The 16269-nt window shown below is 64.0% G+C and carries 12 protein-coding genes and 1 tRNA gene; 8 read left to right on the forward strand and 5 right to left on the reverse strand.

The window, feature by feature from the left end:
* Positions 1–2 precede the first annotated feature (2 nt).
* Both ACJRPG_RS04950 and recR read left to right on the forward strand, forming a co-directional pair.
* Positions 3–329, forward strand: coding sequence for a YbaB/EbfC family nucleoid-associated protein (locus tag ACJRPG_RS04950; protein WP_112937853.1), 327 nt, complete (start codon positions 3–5; stop codon positions 327–329).
* Positions 330–336: 7 nt separating this feature from the next.
* Positions 337–927: a recombination mediator RecR gene (gene recR, locus ACJRPG_RS04955; RefSeq protein WP_407998931.1), complete on the forward strand. Its 591-nt coding sequence runs from the start codon at positions 337–339 to the stop codon at positions 925–927.
* 1 nt (position 928) lies between these two features.
* Here the strand turns inward: recR and ACJRPG_RS04960 are convergent, their stop codons facing one another.
* The 5 genes from ACJRPG_RS04960 to ACJRPG_RS04980 all read right to left on the reverse strand — a co-directional run bounded on the left by ACJRPG_RS04960 (position 929) and on the right by ACJRPG_RS04980 (position 8721).
* The gene (locus tag ACJRPG_RS04960) at positions 929–2998 is read right to left on the reverse strand and encodes a putative bifunctional diguanylate cyclase/phosphodiesterase (protein ID WP_407998932.1); all 2070 of its coding nucleotides are present in this window, start codon (positions 2996–2998) and stop codon (positions 929–931) included.
* 1 nt (position 2999) lies between these two features.
* On the reverse strand, positions 3000–5759 hold the full coding sequence (locus ACJRPG_RS04965; RefSeq protein WP_407998933.1) for a response regulator: 2760 nt from the start codon (positions 5757–5759) through the stop codon (positions 3000–3002).
* A gap of 68 nt (positions 5760–5827) precedes the next feature.
* Positions 5828–6412 (reverse strand): flavin reductase family protein, encoded by a 585-nt coding sequence (locus ACJRPG_RS04970; protein ID WP_407998934.1) that lies wholly within the window; start codon positions 6410–6412, stop codon positions 5828–5830.
* A gap of 48 nt (positions 6413–6460) precedes the next feature.
* On the reverse strand, positions 6461–6661 hold the full coding sequence (locus tag ACJRPG_RS04975) for a YbdD/YjiX family protein (RefSeq protein WP_407998935.1): 201 nt from the start codon (positions 6659–6661) through the stop codon (positions 6461–6463).
* The gene (locus ACJRPG_RS04980; protein ID WP_407998936.1) at positions 6661–8721 is read right to left on the reverse strand and encodes a carbon starvation CstA family protein; all 2061 of its coding nucleotides are present in this window, start codon (positions 8719–8721) and stop codon (positions 6661–6663) included. Before ACJRPG_RS04980 ends, ACJRPG_RS04975 begins: the two co-directional genes overlap by 1 nt.
* Positions 8722–8903: 182 nt before the next feature.
* Here ACJRPG_RS04980 and ACJRPG_RS04985 point away from each other — a divergent pair, with 182 nt between their 5' ends.
* The 6 genes from ACJRPG_RS04985 to ACJRPG_RS05010 all read left to right on the forward strand — a co-directional run bounded on the left by ACJRPG_RS04985 (position 8904) and on the right by ACJRPG_RS05010 (position 16202).
* Positions 8904–10262 (forward strand): cache domain-containing protein, encoded by a 1359-nt coding sequence (locus tag ACJRPG_RS04985; protein WP_407998937.1) that lies wholly within the window; start codon positions 8904–8906, stop codon positions 10260–10262.
* Positions 10263–10265: 3 nt separating this feature from the next.
* A complete protein-coding gene (locus tag ACJRPG_RS04990; protein WP_407998938.1) occupies positions 10266–10895 on the forward strand; it encodes a response regulator in 630 nt (209 codons plus the stop codon).
* Positions 10896–11140: 245 nt separating this feature from the next.
* On the forward strand, positions 11141–12307 hold the full coding sequence (locus ACJRPG_RS04995) for an EAL and HDOD domain-containing protein (protein WP_407998939.1): 1167 nt from the start codon (positions 11141–11143) through the stop codon (positions 12305–12307).
* Positions 12307–14328 carry a putative bifunctional diguanylate cyclase/phosphodiesterase gene (locus ACJRPG_RS05000; protein WP_407998940.1) on the forward strand — a complete coding sequence of 674 codons (2022 nt, stop codon included), beginning with the start codon at positions 12307–12309 and terminating at the stop codon, positions 14326–14328. Before ACJRPG_RS04995 ends, ACJRPG_RS05000 begins: the two co-directional genes overlap by 1 nt.
* A gap of 47 nt (positions 14329–14375) precedes the next feature.
* A tRNA-Ser gene (locus tag ACJRPG_RS05005) sits at positions 14376–14465 on the forward strand.
* A 408-nt stretch (positions 14466–14873) separates the two neighbouring features.
* The gene (locus ACJRPG_RS05010) at positions 14874–16202 is read left to right on the forward strand and encodes a DUF4214 domain-containing protein (RefSeq protein ID WP_407998941.1); all 1329 of its coding nucleotides are present in this window, start codon (positions 14874–14876) and stop codon (positions 16200–16202) included.
* The last annotated feature ends 67 nt before the right edge of the window (positions 16203–16269 follow it).

The raw sequence follows: 16269 nt of genomic DNA on the forward strand, positions 1-16269 counted from the left end.
TCATGATGAAGAATCAGCTCGCCGGTTTGATGAAGCAGGCGCAAGCCATGCAGGACAATATGAAGAAGGCCCAGGAATCGCTGGCCCTGATCGAAGTCGAAGGCCAGTCCGGCGCCGGCCTCGTTAAAGTTGTGATGACCTGCAAGAATGACGTGAAGCGCGTGTCCATCGACCCGTCGCTGCTGGCGGACGACAAGGACATGCTGGAAGACCTGGTGGCCGCCGCCTTCAACGACGCCGTGCGCAAGGCCGAAGCCACCGCCGCCGAGAAAATGAGCGGCCTGACCGCCGGCATGAACCTGCCGGCCGGTTTCAAGATGCCGTTCTAAGGAAGTCATGGCCAAATCGCTGGAGTTCCTGACCGAAGCCTTGCGCCGCCTGCCCGGCGTGGGGCCCAAGTCGGCGCAGCGCATGGCCTTCCATCTGCTGCAGCATGACCGCGACGGCGCGGCCATGCTGTCGCGCGCCCTGTACCAGGCGGTTGAAGCCGTCCACCACTGCGCGCTCTGCAACACCTTCACCGAATCCGAAGTCTGCGAACTGTGCTCCGACGAGGCGCGCGACCGGCGCCTGCTCTGCGTAGTCGAAACGCCGGCCGACCAGGCCATGATCGAGCAGACCCTGACTTACAAAGGCCTGTACTTCGTGCTGATGGGCCGCCTGTCGCCGCTGGACGGCATCGGGCCCAAGGACATCCATCTGGAAAAGCTGCTGTCGCGCGCTGCCGACGGCACGGTGGCGGAGGTAGTCCTCGCCACCAACTTCACCAACGAAGGCGAAGCCACCGCCCATTACATCAGCGAGATGCTGAAGGCGCGCGGCCTGCAGGTAACGCGGCTGGCGCGCGGCGTGCCGGTTGGCGGCGAGCTGGAATACGTGGATGCCGGCACCATCGCCCGCGCCATGCTGGACCGCCGCAGCACCTGAGCTACTGGTTCAGCGCAGGCACCGCCAGCATCTCCGTAATCGCATGCTCCGGCGACGGCCTGCCCAGCAGGTAGCCCTGGGCCAGGTCGCAGCCGTATTGCTGCAGCAGGGCCAGCTGCTCGCCGGTCTCCACACCTTCCGCCACCACGGCCAGTTTGAGGCCATGCGCCATCGCGATGATGGCCCGCGTGATGGCGGCGTTTTCCGAATCCTGCGGCAGGCCGCTGATAAAGCTCTTGTCGATCTTGAGTGCCCGCACATCGAAGCGTTTCAGGTAATTCATGGACGAATAGCCGGTGCCGAAATCGTCGATCGACAGGTATACGCCGATGCCGCGCAACTGCTCCAGCGTGGCCATGGTGGCGAGCGCGTCATCCATCAGCGTGCCCTCGGTCAGCTCCAGCTCCAGCATGCGCGGATCGAGGCCGGTGTCGTGCAGCACGGCGAGCACGGTCTGCGCCAGGCCTTCATCCTTGAACTGCCGCGCCGACAGGTTGACTGCAACGCGCAGCGCCCGGTGGCACTGCCGCTGCCAGGCGCGCGCCTGGTGGCAGGCGGTATGCAGCACCCAGGCGCCGATCGGCACAATCAGGCCCGTTTCCTCGGCCAGCGGAATGAAATCGTTGGGCGGAATCACGCCGAGTTCCGGATGCCGCCAGCGCACCAGCGCTTCCACACCAACGATGCGTGCGGTAGGCACGTCGAACTGCGGCTGGTACAGCAGGTATAGCTCGTTGTTCTGCAAGGCCTTGCGCAGTCCCACTTCCAGTTTTACGTGGCTCATGATCTGCGTGGTGAGGGAGGAGCTGTACAGTTTTGCGTTGTTCTTGCCACAGTTCTTGGCGTGGTACATGGCGGTGTCGGCGTATTTCAGCAGCGAGGTGCAGTCCTCGCCGTCCTCGGGATAGAGCGAGATGCCGATGCTGGCCGTGACGAAGATCTCGTGGCCGTCCAGCAGGAAGGAACGGCGCATGGCGTCGCGCACGCGGTGCGCCACGTTCAGCGCGTCATCCACGCATTCCAGGTCGGGAATCAGGATGGTGAATTCGTCGCCGCCCAGGCGCGCCAGGTTGGCGTGTTCGCTGCGCGAGACCATGTCGCTGGGGCGTATCGTTTCGCGCAGGCGTTCGGAGACGACCTTGAGCAGCAGGTCGCCGATATCGTGGCCCAGCGTGTCGTTGATGCGCTTGAAGGAGTCCAGGTCCATGAACAGCACGGCGAACTTGTTGCCGTGCTGGCGCGAGCGCGCCAGTTCACGCTCCAGGGTTTCCAGGAAAGCCTGGCGGTTCGGAATGCCGGTAAGGCTGTCGCAATAGGCCAGGCGCCGTATCTGCTCCTCCGTGCGTTTGCGTTCGCTGATATCGCGCACCAGGCCGAGCACCGCGCCGGCGCCGGTGTTGACCAGCCGGGCTTCGAAGTGATGCACGGCGCCGTCGCGTTCAAGCTCATAGTCGACCGAGCGGATGCTTTGCGTGCTGAGCACCGCTTCCAGCTGCGCCATCAGCCGCCCTGCAATCGGCTCCGGCAGCACTTCGCTGACGTGGCGGCCTGCGCAGGCCTGTTCGTTGAATACCGCCGCCGGGGCATGGCCCTGTTCATAGTCGAGGTACACGCCTTCGGGACTCAGGCGGAAGAAAGTGTCGGGAATGGCCGCCAGCACGGCGCGGTTATGCGCGTCCGCCACGCGCAGCCGTGCAATCGCGTCGCTGGCGCGCAGCACGTAGAGCACGCGGTGGCCGAGAATGGGCCAGTTGATCGGCTTGGAAACGAAGTCCGTGGCGCCGTCTTCATAAGCCTGCGTCACGGCGTCCAGGTCATCGCCGCCCGTCACCATAATGACAGGAACCGCATGATGCTGTTCCTGGGCGCGAATCGCGCGGCATACGGCGAAGCCGTCCATTCCCGGCATGTCGACGTCCAGCAGCACCAGGCCGGGAGAGCGTTCGGCGAACAATGCAAGGGCGCGTTCCCCGTTCTCCGCCTCGATGGCGGGAAGCCCGACCTGTTCGAGCATGCGCAGCATCAGCATGCGCATCACGGGATCGTCGTCCACAACCAGCACGGTGGCCATATCAGGTCTCCTTTTCAAGCATGGCGCTGAAGGACTGCCGGACTGCCCTGAATTCGCGGTCTATATCGGCCATCAGCACGGATGCGCCATGCGCCGTGCCCTGCCGTCCCAGTTGTTCGATTTCCCGGAACAGCTGCGCCAGCGCATCCGCGCCCACGTTGGCGCTGCTGGACTTCAGGCTGTGCGCCGCCTGCCGCATGGCCTGCGTGTCGCCGTTCTGCACCGAAGCGTGCAGCTGGCGCAGCATGGCGGGGGTATCGTCCACATAGGTATGAATCACGCGCTCCAGCAGCGCTTCGCCCTGGCTGCCGAGCGCGCGGATTGCATCCAGGGCTTTCTGGTTGATGGCTGCTTCGCGCACCGCCAGCGCCGGAACCTGCAGGTCGCCGTGGTGCACCGTTGCGGCGCGGGGCAGGGCGATCCAGCGCGCCAGCAGCTCGGCCAGGCCCTGCTGGGTGAAAGGCTTGCTCAGGTAGTCGTCCATGCCGGCGGCGAGGCAGGTTTCGCGGTCGCCCTGCAGGGCATTGGCGGTAATGGCGATGATGGGCAGCTGCCGCATGCCGCCTTCCTGCTGTTCGCGGCGGCGGATTTCGGCGGTTGCCGCCATGCCGTCCATCACCGGCATCTGGCAATCCATCAGCACCACGTCGATGCCGCCTTCCTGCACCGCGCGCACAGCCTGCTCGCCGTTCGCCGCATGCCGCACATCGAAACCCAGTGTCTGCAGCATGGCGGAAGCGACTTCCACGTTGACGGGATTATCCTCGGCCAGCAGTGCGGTCAGGCGCTTCTGGGTGGAGCGGCGCAGCGCAGGCGCAGGAGCGCCGGGACGCACGCCTTCGCTGGCGCGCAGCGGCGCGACGATACAGGCGTACAGATCGCCTTCGCGCGCGGGCTTGATCAGCTGGAAGGCCACACCGGCTTCACGCCGCTGGCGCGTGTCCGCCGCAGAGCGTTCGGTGCTGAGCAGGAGCAGGCGCACGCCGGACAGCTCGGCATCTGCCTTGATCTCCGCCCCCAGCGCCAGGCCGCTGAGGATGGGCAGCGCCATATCGATCAGGGCCACGTCGTAAGGCTGGCCGCAGGCGATGGCGGCGCGCAGCAGGTGCAGGCATTCGTCGCCATCGCAGGCGGTATCGCAGCGCAGCTGCCAGCGTGTGAGCGTGCTTTCGAGCGCCTGCCGGCCTTCCGGGTCGGGATCCACGATGAGCGCCCGCAGCTGCTTGCTGCCGGCCGGCGCCTCGGCTTCGATGGCGCGCTTGTCGAAGCGCACCGTGAACCAGAACAGCGAGCCGCGTCCCAAGGGCTGTTCCATGCCGATGGCGCCGCCCATCAGTTCCACCAGCTGCTTGGAGATGGCCAGTCCCAGGCCGGTGCCGCCGTGCTTGCGGGTGGTGGAGCCATCGGCCTGGGAGAAGGAATCGAAGATATGGTCGCGCGCTTCGCGGGAGATGCCGATGCCCGTGTCCTGCACTTCGATGCGCAGGCATACGGCTTGCGCGTCTTCCGCCGTGATTGAAACACGCAGCAGGATGCGGCCCTGGTCCGTGAACTTCACCGCATTGCCCAGCAGGTTGACGATGACCTGGCGCAGCCGGTTCGGATCGCCGCAGACGGCAACCGGAATATCGGGCGCGATGTCGAAATCCATCGCCAGCTGCTTGGCCTGCGCCTGCGGCGTGAAGACGTAGTCGATATCGTCCAGCAGTTCGCGCAGGTTGAAGTGGATGTACTCGACGGTGAGCTTGCCCGCTTCCACCTTCGAGAAATCGAGGATGTCGTTGATGATCACCAGAAGGTGCTCGCCGGAGCGCTTGACGGTGTCGGTGTAATGGCGTTGCTGCTCGTTCAGCGGGGTGGCCAGCAGCAGCTCGGTCATGCCCAGCACACCATTCATCGGCGTGCGGATTTCGTGGCTCATATTGGCCAGGAAGGCGCTCTTGGCCTGGCTTGCCGCTTCGGCCGCATTCTTGGCCTTCTCCAGCTGCTCAGTGCGCAGGCTGACCTGGCGTTCCAGCTGGTCACGGTATTGCAGCAGCTTGAGGTCGCGCTGCTCCACCTGCGACAGCATGGCGTTGAAGCTGTCGATCAGGGTGCCCAGTTCGTCGCTTCGCTGGTGCTCGATCTGCGCATAGGTTTGGCTGTGCGAGACCTGGCGCGCGGCGGTGATCAGCTGCGTGATTGCCTGCGCGATGCTGGTGCGGAAGCGGCTGGCGAAGAAGAGCGCAATGGCGAGGGCGATGGCGCTTGCTGCCCCGGTCAGCGCCAGGCTTTCGGCGATGTCCATCAGGAGCTGGCGCTGGTTCGCTTCGATCATGACGATGCCGACCAGGTGCTGATCTACATGCAGAGGACGATACAGGCGCAGCGCCGGGTCCCATGGCGGTCCTATCCAGACCGTGCGTGCCACAGCTGACCTCGTGTCCACCTTGGGGGCAGGCACCAAGGTGGACACGAGGTCAGCTGTGGCGAAGAGGGCGCCGTTGCGGTCGAAGAGGGCCGTGCACTGGATGCCGGGCTGGGTGGCGAGCACGCCGAGTACCTGCTGCGCGGCCGCGCGGTCCGCGCCGAGCAGGGGCACGATGCTTTGCGCGCCCGTGGTCTCGGCCAGCGTGGCGAGCTGGCGCTCCTGGGCCGCGCGCTGGTGATGCACCGTCGCGAACGCGAATGCCACGAATACCACCAGCAGCGCGCTGCCAGTAGAGAGCAGGGAGGTCAGCGTCAGCTTCTGGCTGAGGCTGGAGCGTTCGAAGTTGAGCATTGCCACCGCCGAAGAAGATTCCTGCCGGAAAAATATACCTTCGGGCAATGGCCTGCCTTGATCTGCCTCTATGCTTCGTCGTTGCGGGCGGCCAAGGGCTCGCCGATGGCGTAGAAATGTCCCCCGGCGATATGGTGCAGGCTGCGCAGGGAGGGATCGGCATCCTCGAAATGCCAGCGGCCCTGGCTGAATACGCGCGTATCGGCCCAGGCGGCCGTCACTTCGCCGATGAACAGGTCGTAGGCCTGCTGGTTGTGCGGCTCCGGTATCAGCTTGCAGGCCAGCCACGCGGAGCATCCGGCGACAAAGGGCAGTGCATGGCCGCCGATATCGAACAGCTGGACGCCGCTGCGCGGCAGCTTGTCAGGCATGTCCGCCAGGCTGCGGTTGCCCACGTCCTGCGTCAGCTGCAGCTGGGCCACCGTGGGCACCTGGATCACGAACTGGCCGCTGCGCTCCACCAGCGCACGCGTCCTGGTCGCCTTGTCCAGCACCACGGTCAGCTTGGGCGGTGCAAAATCGAGGGCGCAGCACCAGGCTGCCGACATCACGTTGTCCACGCCGCCGTGGCGCGCCGAGACCAGCACCGTCGGCCCATGGTTGATCAGGCGATAGGCCTTGCCCAGTTCCACCGCCGCGATATGGCTATCCATATATTCGTCCTTCAATAGAAAAATCCCCGCCGAAGCGGGGATCTTACGTCAGCAGCAGCCGCCGCGCTTGCCGGCCCCGCCGTAGCGGGCTTCCTGGCGTTCGCGGAAGAACTCTTCATAGCTCATCACGGGTTCGTCCGGATGGGTGCTCTCCCGGTGCGCGACATAGGTGTCGTATTCGGGCAGGCCGCACATGAGCCGCATGCTCTGTCCGAGATAGCGGCCTGCCTTGACGATGTCCTGGAACATTACGGTGCCGCCGGCATCAGCTGCGCCGGGCTCTCGTTATGCGATGGCTTGGCGTTGGCGCGGGCACGCAGCGCAGTGCGCACACCGAATACCAGCACTGCCAGCACCACCACCATGAAGAAGCCGGCCAGCGATGCATCCAGGTAGTCGTTGAACACGATCTGGTGCATCTGATCCATCGACTTGGCCGGCGCCAGCACCTTGCCTTCGGCAATCGCGGCCGAGTACTTATCGGCATGCGACAGGAAGCCGATCTTCGGATTCGCGTCGAAGATCTTCTGCCAGCCTGCGGTCAGGGTGCACAGCAGCAGCCACACTGTCGGCACCATCGTGACCCAGGCGAACTTACCGCGCTTCATCTTGAACAGCACGCAGGTGGCGAGGATCAGCGCAATACCGGCCAGCATCTGGTTGGCGATGCCGAACAGCGGCCACAGGGTGTTGATGCCGCCCAGCGGATCCACCACGCCCTGGTACAGGAAGTAGCCCCATGCCGCCACGCACAGGCCGGTGGCCAGCAGCGAGGCGAAGGTGGATTCGGTACGCTTCAGCGACGGTGCAAAGGCGCCCAGCAGGTCCTGCAGCATGAAGCGGCCGGCACGGGTGCCTGCATCCACTGCGGTCAGGATGAACAGTGCTTCGAACAGGATCGCGAAGTGGTACCAGAAGGCCATCATGGCCTTGCCGCCGATGACGTTGGACAGGATATGCGCCATGCCCACCGCCAGCGTTGGCGCGCCGCCTGCGCGCGAGATGATGGAGTGTTCGCCCACGTCCGCTGCCATCTGCGTCAGCATTTCAGGCGTGACACGGAAGCCCCAGCCGGAGATCGCGGCAGCTGCCGATTCGGCGGTGGTGCCGATCAGGGCGGCGGGGCTGTTCATGGCGAAGTAGACGCCCGGTTCGATGGTCGATGCAGCCACCAGCGCCATGATGGCGACGAAGGATTCCATCAGCATCGCGCCATAGCCGATGAAGCGCGCATGGGTTTCGTTCTCGATCATCTTCGGCGTGGTGCCGGAAGAGATCAGCGCGTGGAAGCCGGAGACGGCGCCGCAGGCGATGGTGATGAACAGGAAGGGGAACATATTGCCCGCCCACACAGGACCGCTGCCGTCGATGAACCTGGTAACAGCCGGCATTTGCAGGTAAGGCGCGACGATCACGATGCCCAGCGCCAGGCCGACGATGGTGCCGATCTTGAGGAAGGTGGACAGGTAGTCGCGCGGCGCCAGCAGCAGCCACACCGGCAGCACGGAGGCGATGAAGCCGTAGCCGATCAGCATCCAGGTCAGTTCGGTGCCGGTAAAGTCGAACAGCGGCGACAGCGCCGGATTCTCCTGCACATACTGGCCGCCCACAATGGCCAGCATCAGCAGCACGAAGCCGATCAGCGACACTTCGCCGACACGGCCCACGCGGATATAGCGCGAGTACACGCCCATGAACAGGGCGATAGGAATCGTCGCCATCACGGTGAAGCTGCCCCATGGCGAATGCGTGAGGGCCTTCACCACGATCAGCGCCAGCACGGCCAGGATGATCACCATGATCATGAAGGTGCCGAGCAGCGCGATATTGCCGGGGATTGGGCCCAGCTCGGACTTGATCAGGTCGCCCAGCGAGCGGCCGTCGCGGCGGGTGGAGATGAAGAGCACCATGAAGTCCTGCACTGCGCCGGCGAACACCACGCCCGCCAGGATCCACAGCATGCCGGGCAGGTAGCCCATCTGCGCCGCCAGTACCGGGCCGACCAGCGGACCCGCGCCGGCGATGGCCGCGAAGTGGTGGCCGAACAGCACGTTCTTATTGGTCGGCACATAATCCAGGCCATCATTGTGCTTGTAGGCCGGCGTCATACGGCGCGCATCAAGGCCCATCACGTCGCGCGCGATGAACAGGCTGTAGAAACGGTAAGCGATCAGGTAGACGCAGACCGCGGCGATGACGATCCAGATGGCGCTGATCGGTTCGCCGCGGTTCAGCGCGACGACGCCCAGCGCCCCGGCGCCGGCCAGCGATAGCGCTGCCCAGCCGAGTTTACTCAGTACGGGATTCATTGAAGTCCTCCAAAGGGTATGAGAGTGCCGCGCGCTGCCCGTTTCTGCTGTCGGGATATGGTCTGCGTGCAGCTTATGCGGAGTATTCAGGAATCGCATATCTGCCACAAGCGCAGGACTACGCAAGTGGCCTGCGTAGTACTACGGAGCGCGGCTGCCCGCTCTCCACGTACAATCGTGGAATGAAACTCCGGCAGAAAGTCCTGTTCCTGGCCATTGCGCCCCTGATCCTCGCCCTGTGCGCCATTGCGCTCGCGGTGCAGCACCAGGCGCGCCTGCTGGCGCAACAGCAGAAGCAGACCATCGAACAGGCCTACCTCGCCAGCAAGGAAGCGGAGTTGAAGCACTATGTTACGTTGGCTTCCCATTCGATCGCGCACCTTTACCAATCGGGCCGTACGGACCAGGCCACGCAGGATGAGGCCAAGCGCATCCTGGCTTCGCTGAGCTTCGGCGACGACGGCTACTTCTTCGTCTACGACATGCAGGGCAATAGCCTGATGCACCCGCGCCAGCCGGAGCTGGTGGGGCGCAACCTGTTCGAGCTGCGCGACGCCGAGGGCAGCCCGACCATCCAGCGCCTGCTGGCGCGCGCCCGCGAGGGCGGCGGCCTGGAACGCTACTCATGGACCAAGCCCTCAGCCCACAAGGAAGTGGCAAAGCTGGGCTATGTGATCCAGATGGAGAAGTGGGGCTGGATGATGGGTACCGGCATCTACCTCGACGATGTGGAGATGGCCCTGGCCAAGGTGGATGCCCAGCAGCGTGGCAATATCCAGAACACCATGCTGTGGATCGCGGGCATTGCGATCCTCAGCGCGCTGGTGGTGGCGGCCAGCGGGCTGGCCCTGAACGTCAGCGAATCGCGCGTGGCCGATGCCAAGCTGAAGGCGCTGGCGCAGCGCGTGGTGGAATCGCAGGAAGAGGAGAGGGCGCGCCTGTCGCGCGACCTGCACGACGGCATCAGCCAGTGGCTGGTGTCCATCAAGCTGCAGATCGAGGCGGGCATTATCCGCCTGTCCGGCGGCGCCGAGCAGCAGAAGGCGGCGCTCGGCGTGTTCGAGCACACGGCCGAGCAGCTGAATAATGTGCTGGGCGAGGTGCGCCGCATCTCGCACAACCTGCGTCCCGCGGTGCTGGACGATATCGGCCTGGCCGCCGCGCTGGCCCACCTCACCGAGGAATACCAGCAGAACAGCGGCACGCCGGTGGCGTTCCGTGCCGAGGGCTGCACCGACGGCCTGCCTGAAATGGCCAACACGGTGCTGTTCCGCATCGCGCAGGAGGCGCTGACCAATATCGAGCGCCACGCGCAGGCGCACAAGGTGGACGTGCTGCTGCAGGGCGGGACGGACGAGGTCACGCTACGCATCCGCGACGATGGCCAGGGCTTCGACGCGGCCGGCATTGCGCAGCATCCCAAGCGCGGAATCGGATTGCGCAATATGATGGAGCGTATGGAGGCCATCGGCGGCCGTTTCGAACTCGCCTCGTCGGCGGAGGGAACGGTGGTCACGGCCCATGTACCCAACCGGAGCTAAGGCATGGCAATCAGGATTCTGCTGGTAGACGATCACCCATTGGTGCGCGATGGACTGCGTGCCCGGCTGGAGGCCATGCCCCAGTTCGAAGTGGTGGGCGAAGCCGGCAGTGCGGGGGAAGCGCTGGAGGCTGCGCGCGCCCACCAGCCGGACCTGGTGCTGATGGACATTAATATGCGGGGCGTGAACGGCATTGAAGCCACGGCGCGCTTCCGCGAGCAGTTCCCGGATATGGCCGTGCTGGTGCTTTCCATGCACGACAAGCTGGAATACGTGTCGCAAGCCATCCAGGCCGGCGCGCGCGGCTATGTGCTCAAGGACTCGCCCGGCAAGGACATCGTGGTCGCCATCGAAACCGTGATGTCGGGCGGCATCTACTACAGCGCCGCGCTGGCGCGCCAGCTGGCCAAGCCGCAGAACCAGGACAACCAGCTCACGCTGCGCGAGCAGGAAGTGCTGCGCCACATCGCCAACGGCGAATCGAACAAGCAGATCGCGCGCCAGCTCGATCTCAGCGTGCGCACCGTGGAGACCCACCGCCTCAACATCAAGCGCAAGCTCGGCATCGAAGGGCAGGCCGAGCTCATCAAGTTTGCAGTGCAGCACGCACCATTAGGCAACGTCGATTTGTAACTGACCGGAAATGTCTCGGCAGAAGCACAGATTCTCTCCAATACTCACGCTTTTTGCGCAGCGGGGCTGAGCAAACCCTGATTCCGCCGTATTTTCTGGTATATTGCACAACTCAGCAGTAATGTTTTCCTGATAATAATTTTTGTTGCTTTGTGGTAAATGTTTCGGTGTGTTGCCCTGCGCAAACGGGTTGCCTTCCGTCAATATTTGAACTACGATTCGCGCAAACCCGCACCGAGATCGTGATGCCTGCCGTTGATTCAAGCACCTTCCCGCTGGTGGGGTTACAGGCCGTGTCCAATGCCCGCAATGAATGGGTAGGGCTGGCCTTCCAACCCCATGCCGATGGTGGCGACGCCTACCAGGCCTTGCTGCGGCTGTTCAGCTATCCGGACATGGCGGCGGCCCTCGCACCGCTCGACTGCATCCTGCCGCTGCACGATCCCCTGTCGCTCGACCCGTCTCACTACGCCACGCTCCCGGCAAGCCGTGTTGTGTTCCAGCTGCCCGCGGCCGTCTTCGGCTCGCGCGCCGCGCTGCAGCGCTGCCGCCTGCTGGCGGACGAAGGCTACCGCCTGCTGTCCGAAGGCGAAGTAACGCTGCCGGCTTCCGAAACCGGCATCACCGGCCTGGCCTTCGATGCCGGCCCGATGCCGAGCGTGCTGGCGATGGTGGCGCTGCCCGGCCCCCACTGGGTGCGCCATGTGGACAGCGACGCGCGGCGCGAGCAATACCTCGATGCGGGCTTCAACTGGGTCAGCGGCCGCTACGCCTTCGAGACCGACGCCGCGGTGGCGGGCGACGGCACCTCGCGCAAACGCATCCTGGCGCTGCTTGGCCTGCTGGCGCGCGACGCCGATTCGCGCGAACTGGAAACCCTGCTGAAGGAAGATCCGGCGCTGGCCTTCCACCTGCTTAAGCTGGTGAACTCCGCCATCTTCGGCTTCCCGAACCCGATCCGCAGCTTCACGCAGGCCATCAATATGCTGGGCCGGCGCCAGCTGCAGCGCTGGCTGCAGCTGCTGCTCTACGCCCGCCAGAACGACACCGGTCCCGCCAACCCCTTGCTGCCGCTGGCCGCCGTGCGCGCCGCGCAGATGGAAGCGCTGGTCAAGCTGCGCGGCGCGGACCGCGAAGCGCAGGACCTTGCCTTCATCACCGGCGTGTTCTCGCTGCTGGACCTGCTGCTTGCGATGCCGATGGCCGATATTGTCGCCGGCCTGCAGCTGGACCTGGACGTGGTGCGGGCGCTGGTTGAACGCAGCGGCGAGCTGGGCGAACTGCTGTCGCTGGTGGAAGCGCAGGCGCCCGAAGCTGCCGCGGTGCGCAAGGCCGGCTTCAGCAACGAAGCCTTCTGGCAAAGCCAGTTGCAGGCCTATCACTGGGCCATCCAGGTCAGCAGGAACACCTGATGCCACAGCACCCCGTTACCGATTTCCTCAGCAGCAGCGCAGCCCTGTGCGACGCGGTGCTGCGCCTGCGCGGCCCGGCCCTGTCGGAAGAACTGGGCCGCATCGCGCGCGAAGTCACGCACAGCCTGTGGGGCCGTTTCATTCCGCGCCAGGACAAAGACCCGCGTGCCGCCAGCGGCCTGCAGCAGGACGTCATGTTCGACGACCAGTATTTCGGCCGCTTTGAAGTAGGCGGCCGCGAAAGCTATTCCGACACGGAGCGCAAGCACCTCGCCAGCCTGGCCAGCCTGGCCGGCAGCGTGATGCAGGTGCACTCGGTGGCGCAGCGCACCACGCACGCCTATGTGCAGGTGGAAGCGCAGCTGCAGCACCAGTCGCAGATCCTGGACCAGATCCACGAATCCGTGCTGACGATGGACCTGAACGGCTTTATCACCAGCTGGAACAAGGGCGCCGAGCGCCTGTTCGGCTACAGCTCGGTGGAAGCGGTGGGCCGCAACATCCTCTTCCTGTACGACGAAGAAGACACCACCTTCAGCGACGACTTCCTCGAACAGGGCGGGCGCCTGATGGAAGTGCGGCGCAAGAAGAAGAACGGCGAAGTATTCTGGGCCAGCCTCTCGCTGTCGCCGCTGTGCGACCGTGAAGACCGCTCGATCGGCCTGATCGCCTACCTGACCGACATCACCGAACGCAAGATGGCGGAAGAGCGCCTGCACCACCTGGCCTACTACGACGCGCTCACCAGCCTGCCCAACCGCTCGCTGCTGACCAAGCTGGTGGACCAGGCGCTCACGGTGGCACAGCGCAGCAAGCTGCATGGCTGCATCCTGTTCATCGACCTGAACCGCTTCAAGCTGATCAACGACACGCTGGGCCGCGCCGCAGGCGACGAACTGCTGCGGGAGGTGGCGCGCCGCTTCCGCCTCGCGCTGCGCGATCAGGACCTGGTGGCGCGCCTCGGTGGCGACGAATTCGCGGTCGGCCTGTTCGACATCAGCCAGCACTACGAAGCCAGCATGGTGGCGCAGAAGCTGCTGTCCGTACTGAACGAACCCTTCCTCATCGACGGCAACGACCTGCGCGTGGACGCCAGCATTGGCATCAGCGTCTACCCGCAGGACGGCAACGATGGCGAAACCCTGCTGCGCCAGGCCGACATTGCCATGTACCGCGCCAAGGTGGGCAATCCGGACGGCGAGCGGGTGGCCTTCTACAGCCAGGACATGAACCAGGGCATGCAGGAACGCATGCGCATCGAATCCGGCCTGCGCCAGGCCTTGGGCAGCGGCCAGCTGCAGCTGCACTACCAGCCCAAGTTCTCCATCGAAGATGGCCACATCATCGGCGCCGAAGCGCTGGTGCGCTGGAAGCACCCCGAGCGCGGCCTGGTGCCGCCGGCCGAATTCATCCCGCTGGCCGAATCCACCGGGCTGGTGGTGCAGGTAGGGGAGTGGGTACTGGAAGCCGCGTGTGCGCAGGCACAGGCGTGGAAGATGGCGGGCGTGCCGCCGATCCGCCTTGCGGTCAACGTCTCGGCGCGCGAATTCACCTCCGCGCTACCGGGCCGCGTGCAGGAAACGCTGCGCCGCTACGGCCTGGAGCCCTCGTGGCTGGAGCTGGAAATCACCGAGAGCACGCTGATGAACAACATCGACCGCGTAATCGGCATCATGGACCGCATCACGGAGCTGGGCGTGACCCTGTCACTGGACGATTTCGGCACCGGTTACTCATCGCTGTCCTACCTCAAGCGCTTCCCGATCGACACGCTGAAAATCGACCGCAGCTTCACCACCGGCATCCCCTCGGACGCCAACGACTGCGCCATCGCCAGCACCATCATCAGCATCGCGCAGCAGCTGAAGCACAAAGTGATCGCCGAAGGCGTGGAAACGGTCGAGCAGCTGGCCTTCCTCAAGAGCTCAGGCTGCGACGAAGTGCAGGGCTACCTGTTCTCCCAGCCGCTGCCGGCGGCCGATTTCGAGCGCGCGCTGAAGGAAAACTGGACGCCGGCCTGATTCGCACTGGCCAGCCCAGCAGGTTTCGGTATAATGCAGGTCCCCAAGGAAGCGTGGCCGAGTGGTTGAAGGCAGCAGTCTTGAAAACTGCCGACGGGGAAACCCGTTCGTGAGTTCGAATCTCACCGCTTCCGCCAGGAAATAAACAAACCGCCGCAAGGCGGTTTTTTATTTCCTGGCGGAAGCGAGGGGAGCGCCTGCGCGCTCCCCGTGTGAGATTCGAAGGCCATGGCCCTGCAGGGCCATGCCTCTTCGAATCGCCCGATTGCTGCCCGCGTGGCGGGCAGCGTCGCGCGCCGTGGGCGCGCGCTACCAGTGCCGCCGATCCCGACTTAGCGCTTACCATGCACGCCTGACCGCACAGCAATAGCCCCCAAGCAACATCTCCCCTAAAGTTGAACCGTCCCGACTATTTCTCAACATGTGGAGATGGTTGTTTGTAGCCGGCCCCGCCAGGGCCGGCTTTTTTTTGCCGCAACTATTCGAGAGATTTCCGTAAATTCATTAAACGTATAATAGTTCCAACTTTTTGAATGGGTCTCCCTATGTCTCCTCGTTTGTTCTGGTTTGCACCGTTGATCGTCCTGGCCTCATGTGGTGGCGGCGGCCCCGAAGGCTCGAACCAGACCCAGCCCTCGGGCGCCCAGGTCCGTAGTGCGGCAGGCCCGTCCAGGTCAGCGACCAGTTCAGCCATCACTCTGCCATACCAGCGTGCTGCTTATTTCGTCAGCGCAGCCGACGGTGGTAGCGTTGCTCGTCTGGTTGACGATCCGTCCGATGCAGGTATATTTGTTCCAAAGAATGCGGCTATCCGGTTTTCCGACACCTCGCTGCTCCCCTATGTGGAGGACGGAAACATGGCTTCGGTCTATCGTCTTTACCGTGCGGCATTTGCCCGCAAGCCCGATGCCTCAGGGCTGCTGTATTGGATAGGCGTGCGTAACGGCGGCGCCTCGCTGGAATCTATCGCACAGGGGTTCGTCAGCTCGCCCGAGTTCAAGGGGATCTACGGTCAAAGCTCGACCGACCCGGCGATCATTACCGGACTATATCGCAATGTGCTGGAACGTGATCCTGACCCCTCGGGGCTCCAATATTGGCAGGGCGTGCAGCGGCAGGGGGCGGCGCTCGCGCAAATCCTGGAAGCGTTCAGCGAGAGTCCCGAGAACAGAGCCAGTATCGCCACGCAAATCGTCAACGGACTGTCATTCAAGGAAGATGGAGTGGCCTATCCTGGCACTGGCGCGCCTGGAGCGACGATCGAACTATCGTTGAGCGGGACGCGGGCTGTCGGCAGTACCCTCGTGATCAAGTCGATCCCGGCAAGGGCCGTGAGTGCTCAGGCCAGCTATACCTGGACGCTGATGGGTAAGCCCACCGGCAGCCAGGCGCGTGTCGACGGTGCGGCCTCGCAGTTGAGTTTCACTCCCGACTTACCCGGCACCTATCAAGTTGGTCTCGTCATTAACGATGGAGGCAGCAAGTTCAATGGTTCTCTCCAGATAAGAGTGACTGAGCAGCGTTTGCTGAACACGCCATACCTGGCGAAGAATGGTATGACAGTGACGCTTGAACGCCTCACCGTCACCGAGCGCGGAACGAATTACGTGGATTACAAGATTACCTACCTTCAAGCCAATAACACCGCCCTGGCGATTGAGGAGGGCACCTGGAAGCTGTACTTCGGTACGGCGGCAGGAATGCCTCAATATGGCGCATTCAACCACATCTATCCGGGTGAGAGCCTGCGCAGGACTTACACCTGGACGCAACTGAAGAGTGAAACACCGGCAGTAATGGAATACGACCGGGATAACTTTTTCCGTGAGTTCCCAGCCAGCGATTCCTTGCGTTGGCCTGTTCCCATCAATTAAAAGTCCACTTGTCGATATTGTCGTGCGCGGCCGATCCCGCTGGGATCGGCATTTTTTTGCCAAAAAG

Origin of the sequence: Pseudoduganella rhizocola (genome assembly GCF_045984285.3) — a bacterium.
Taxonomy (GTDB): domain Bacteria; phylum Pseudomonadota; class Gammaproteobacteria; order Burkholderiales; family Burkholderiaceae_D; genus Rugamonas.

Coding starts and splice junctions, on each gene's coding strand:
- ACJRPG_RS04950 (WP_112937853.1), top strand. CDS start 3: ATGATGAAGAATCAGCTCGCCGGTTTGATGAAGCAGGCGCAAGCCATG.
- recR (WP_407998931.1), top strand. CDS start 337: ATGGCCAAATCGCTGGAGTTCCTGACCGAAGCCTTGCGCCGCCTGCCC.
- ACJRPG_RS04960 (WP_407998932.1), bottom strand. CDS start 2,998: ATGGCCACCGTGCTGGTTGTGGACGACGATCCCGTGATGCGCATGCTG.
- ACJRPG_RS04965 (WP_407998933.1), bottom strand. CDS start 5,759: ATGCTCAACTTCGAACGCTCCAGCCTCAGCCAGAAGCTGACGCTGACC.
- ACJRPG_RS04970 (WP_407998934.1), bottom strand. CDS start 6,412: ATGGATAGCCATATCGCGGCGGTGGAACTGGGCAAGGCCTATCGCCTG.
- ACJRPG_RS04975 (WP_407998935.1), bottom strand. CDS start 6,661: ATGTTCCAGGACATCGTCAAGGCAGGCCGCTATCTCGGACAGAGCATG.
- ACJRPG_RS04980 (WP_407998936.1), bottom strand. CDS start 8,721: ATGAATCCCGTACTGAGTAAACTCGGCTGGGCAGCGCTATCGCTGGCC.
- ACJRPG_RS04985 (WP_407998937.1), top strand. CDS start 8,904: ATGAAACTCCGGCAGAAAGTCCTGTTCCTGGCCATTGCGCCCCTGATC.
- ACJRPG_RS04990 (WP_407998938.1), top strand. CDS start 10,266: ATGGCAATCAGGATTCTGCTGGTAGACGATCACCCATTGGTGCGCGAT.
- ACJRPG_RS04995 (WP_407998939.1), top strand. CDS start 11,141: ATGCCTGCCGTTGATTCAAGCACCTTCCCGCTGGTGGGGTTACAGGCC.
- ACJRPG_RS05000 (WP_407998940.1), top strand. CDS start 12,307: ATGCCACAGCACCCCGTTACCGATTTCCTCAGCAGCAGCGCAGCCCTG.
- ACJRPG_RS05010 (WP_407998941.1), top strand. CDS start 14,874: ATGTCTCCTCGTTTGTTCTGGTTTGCACCGTTGATCGTCCTGGCCTCA.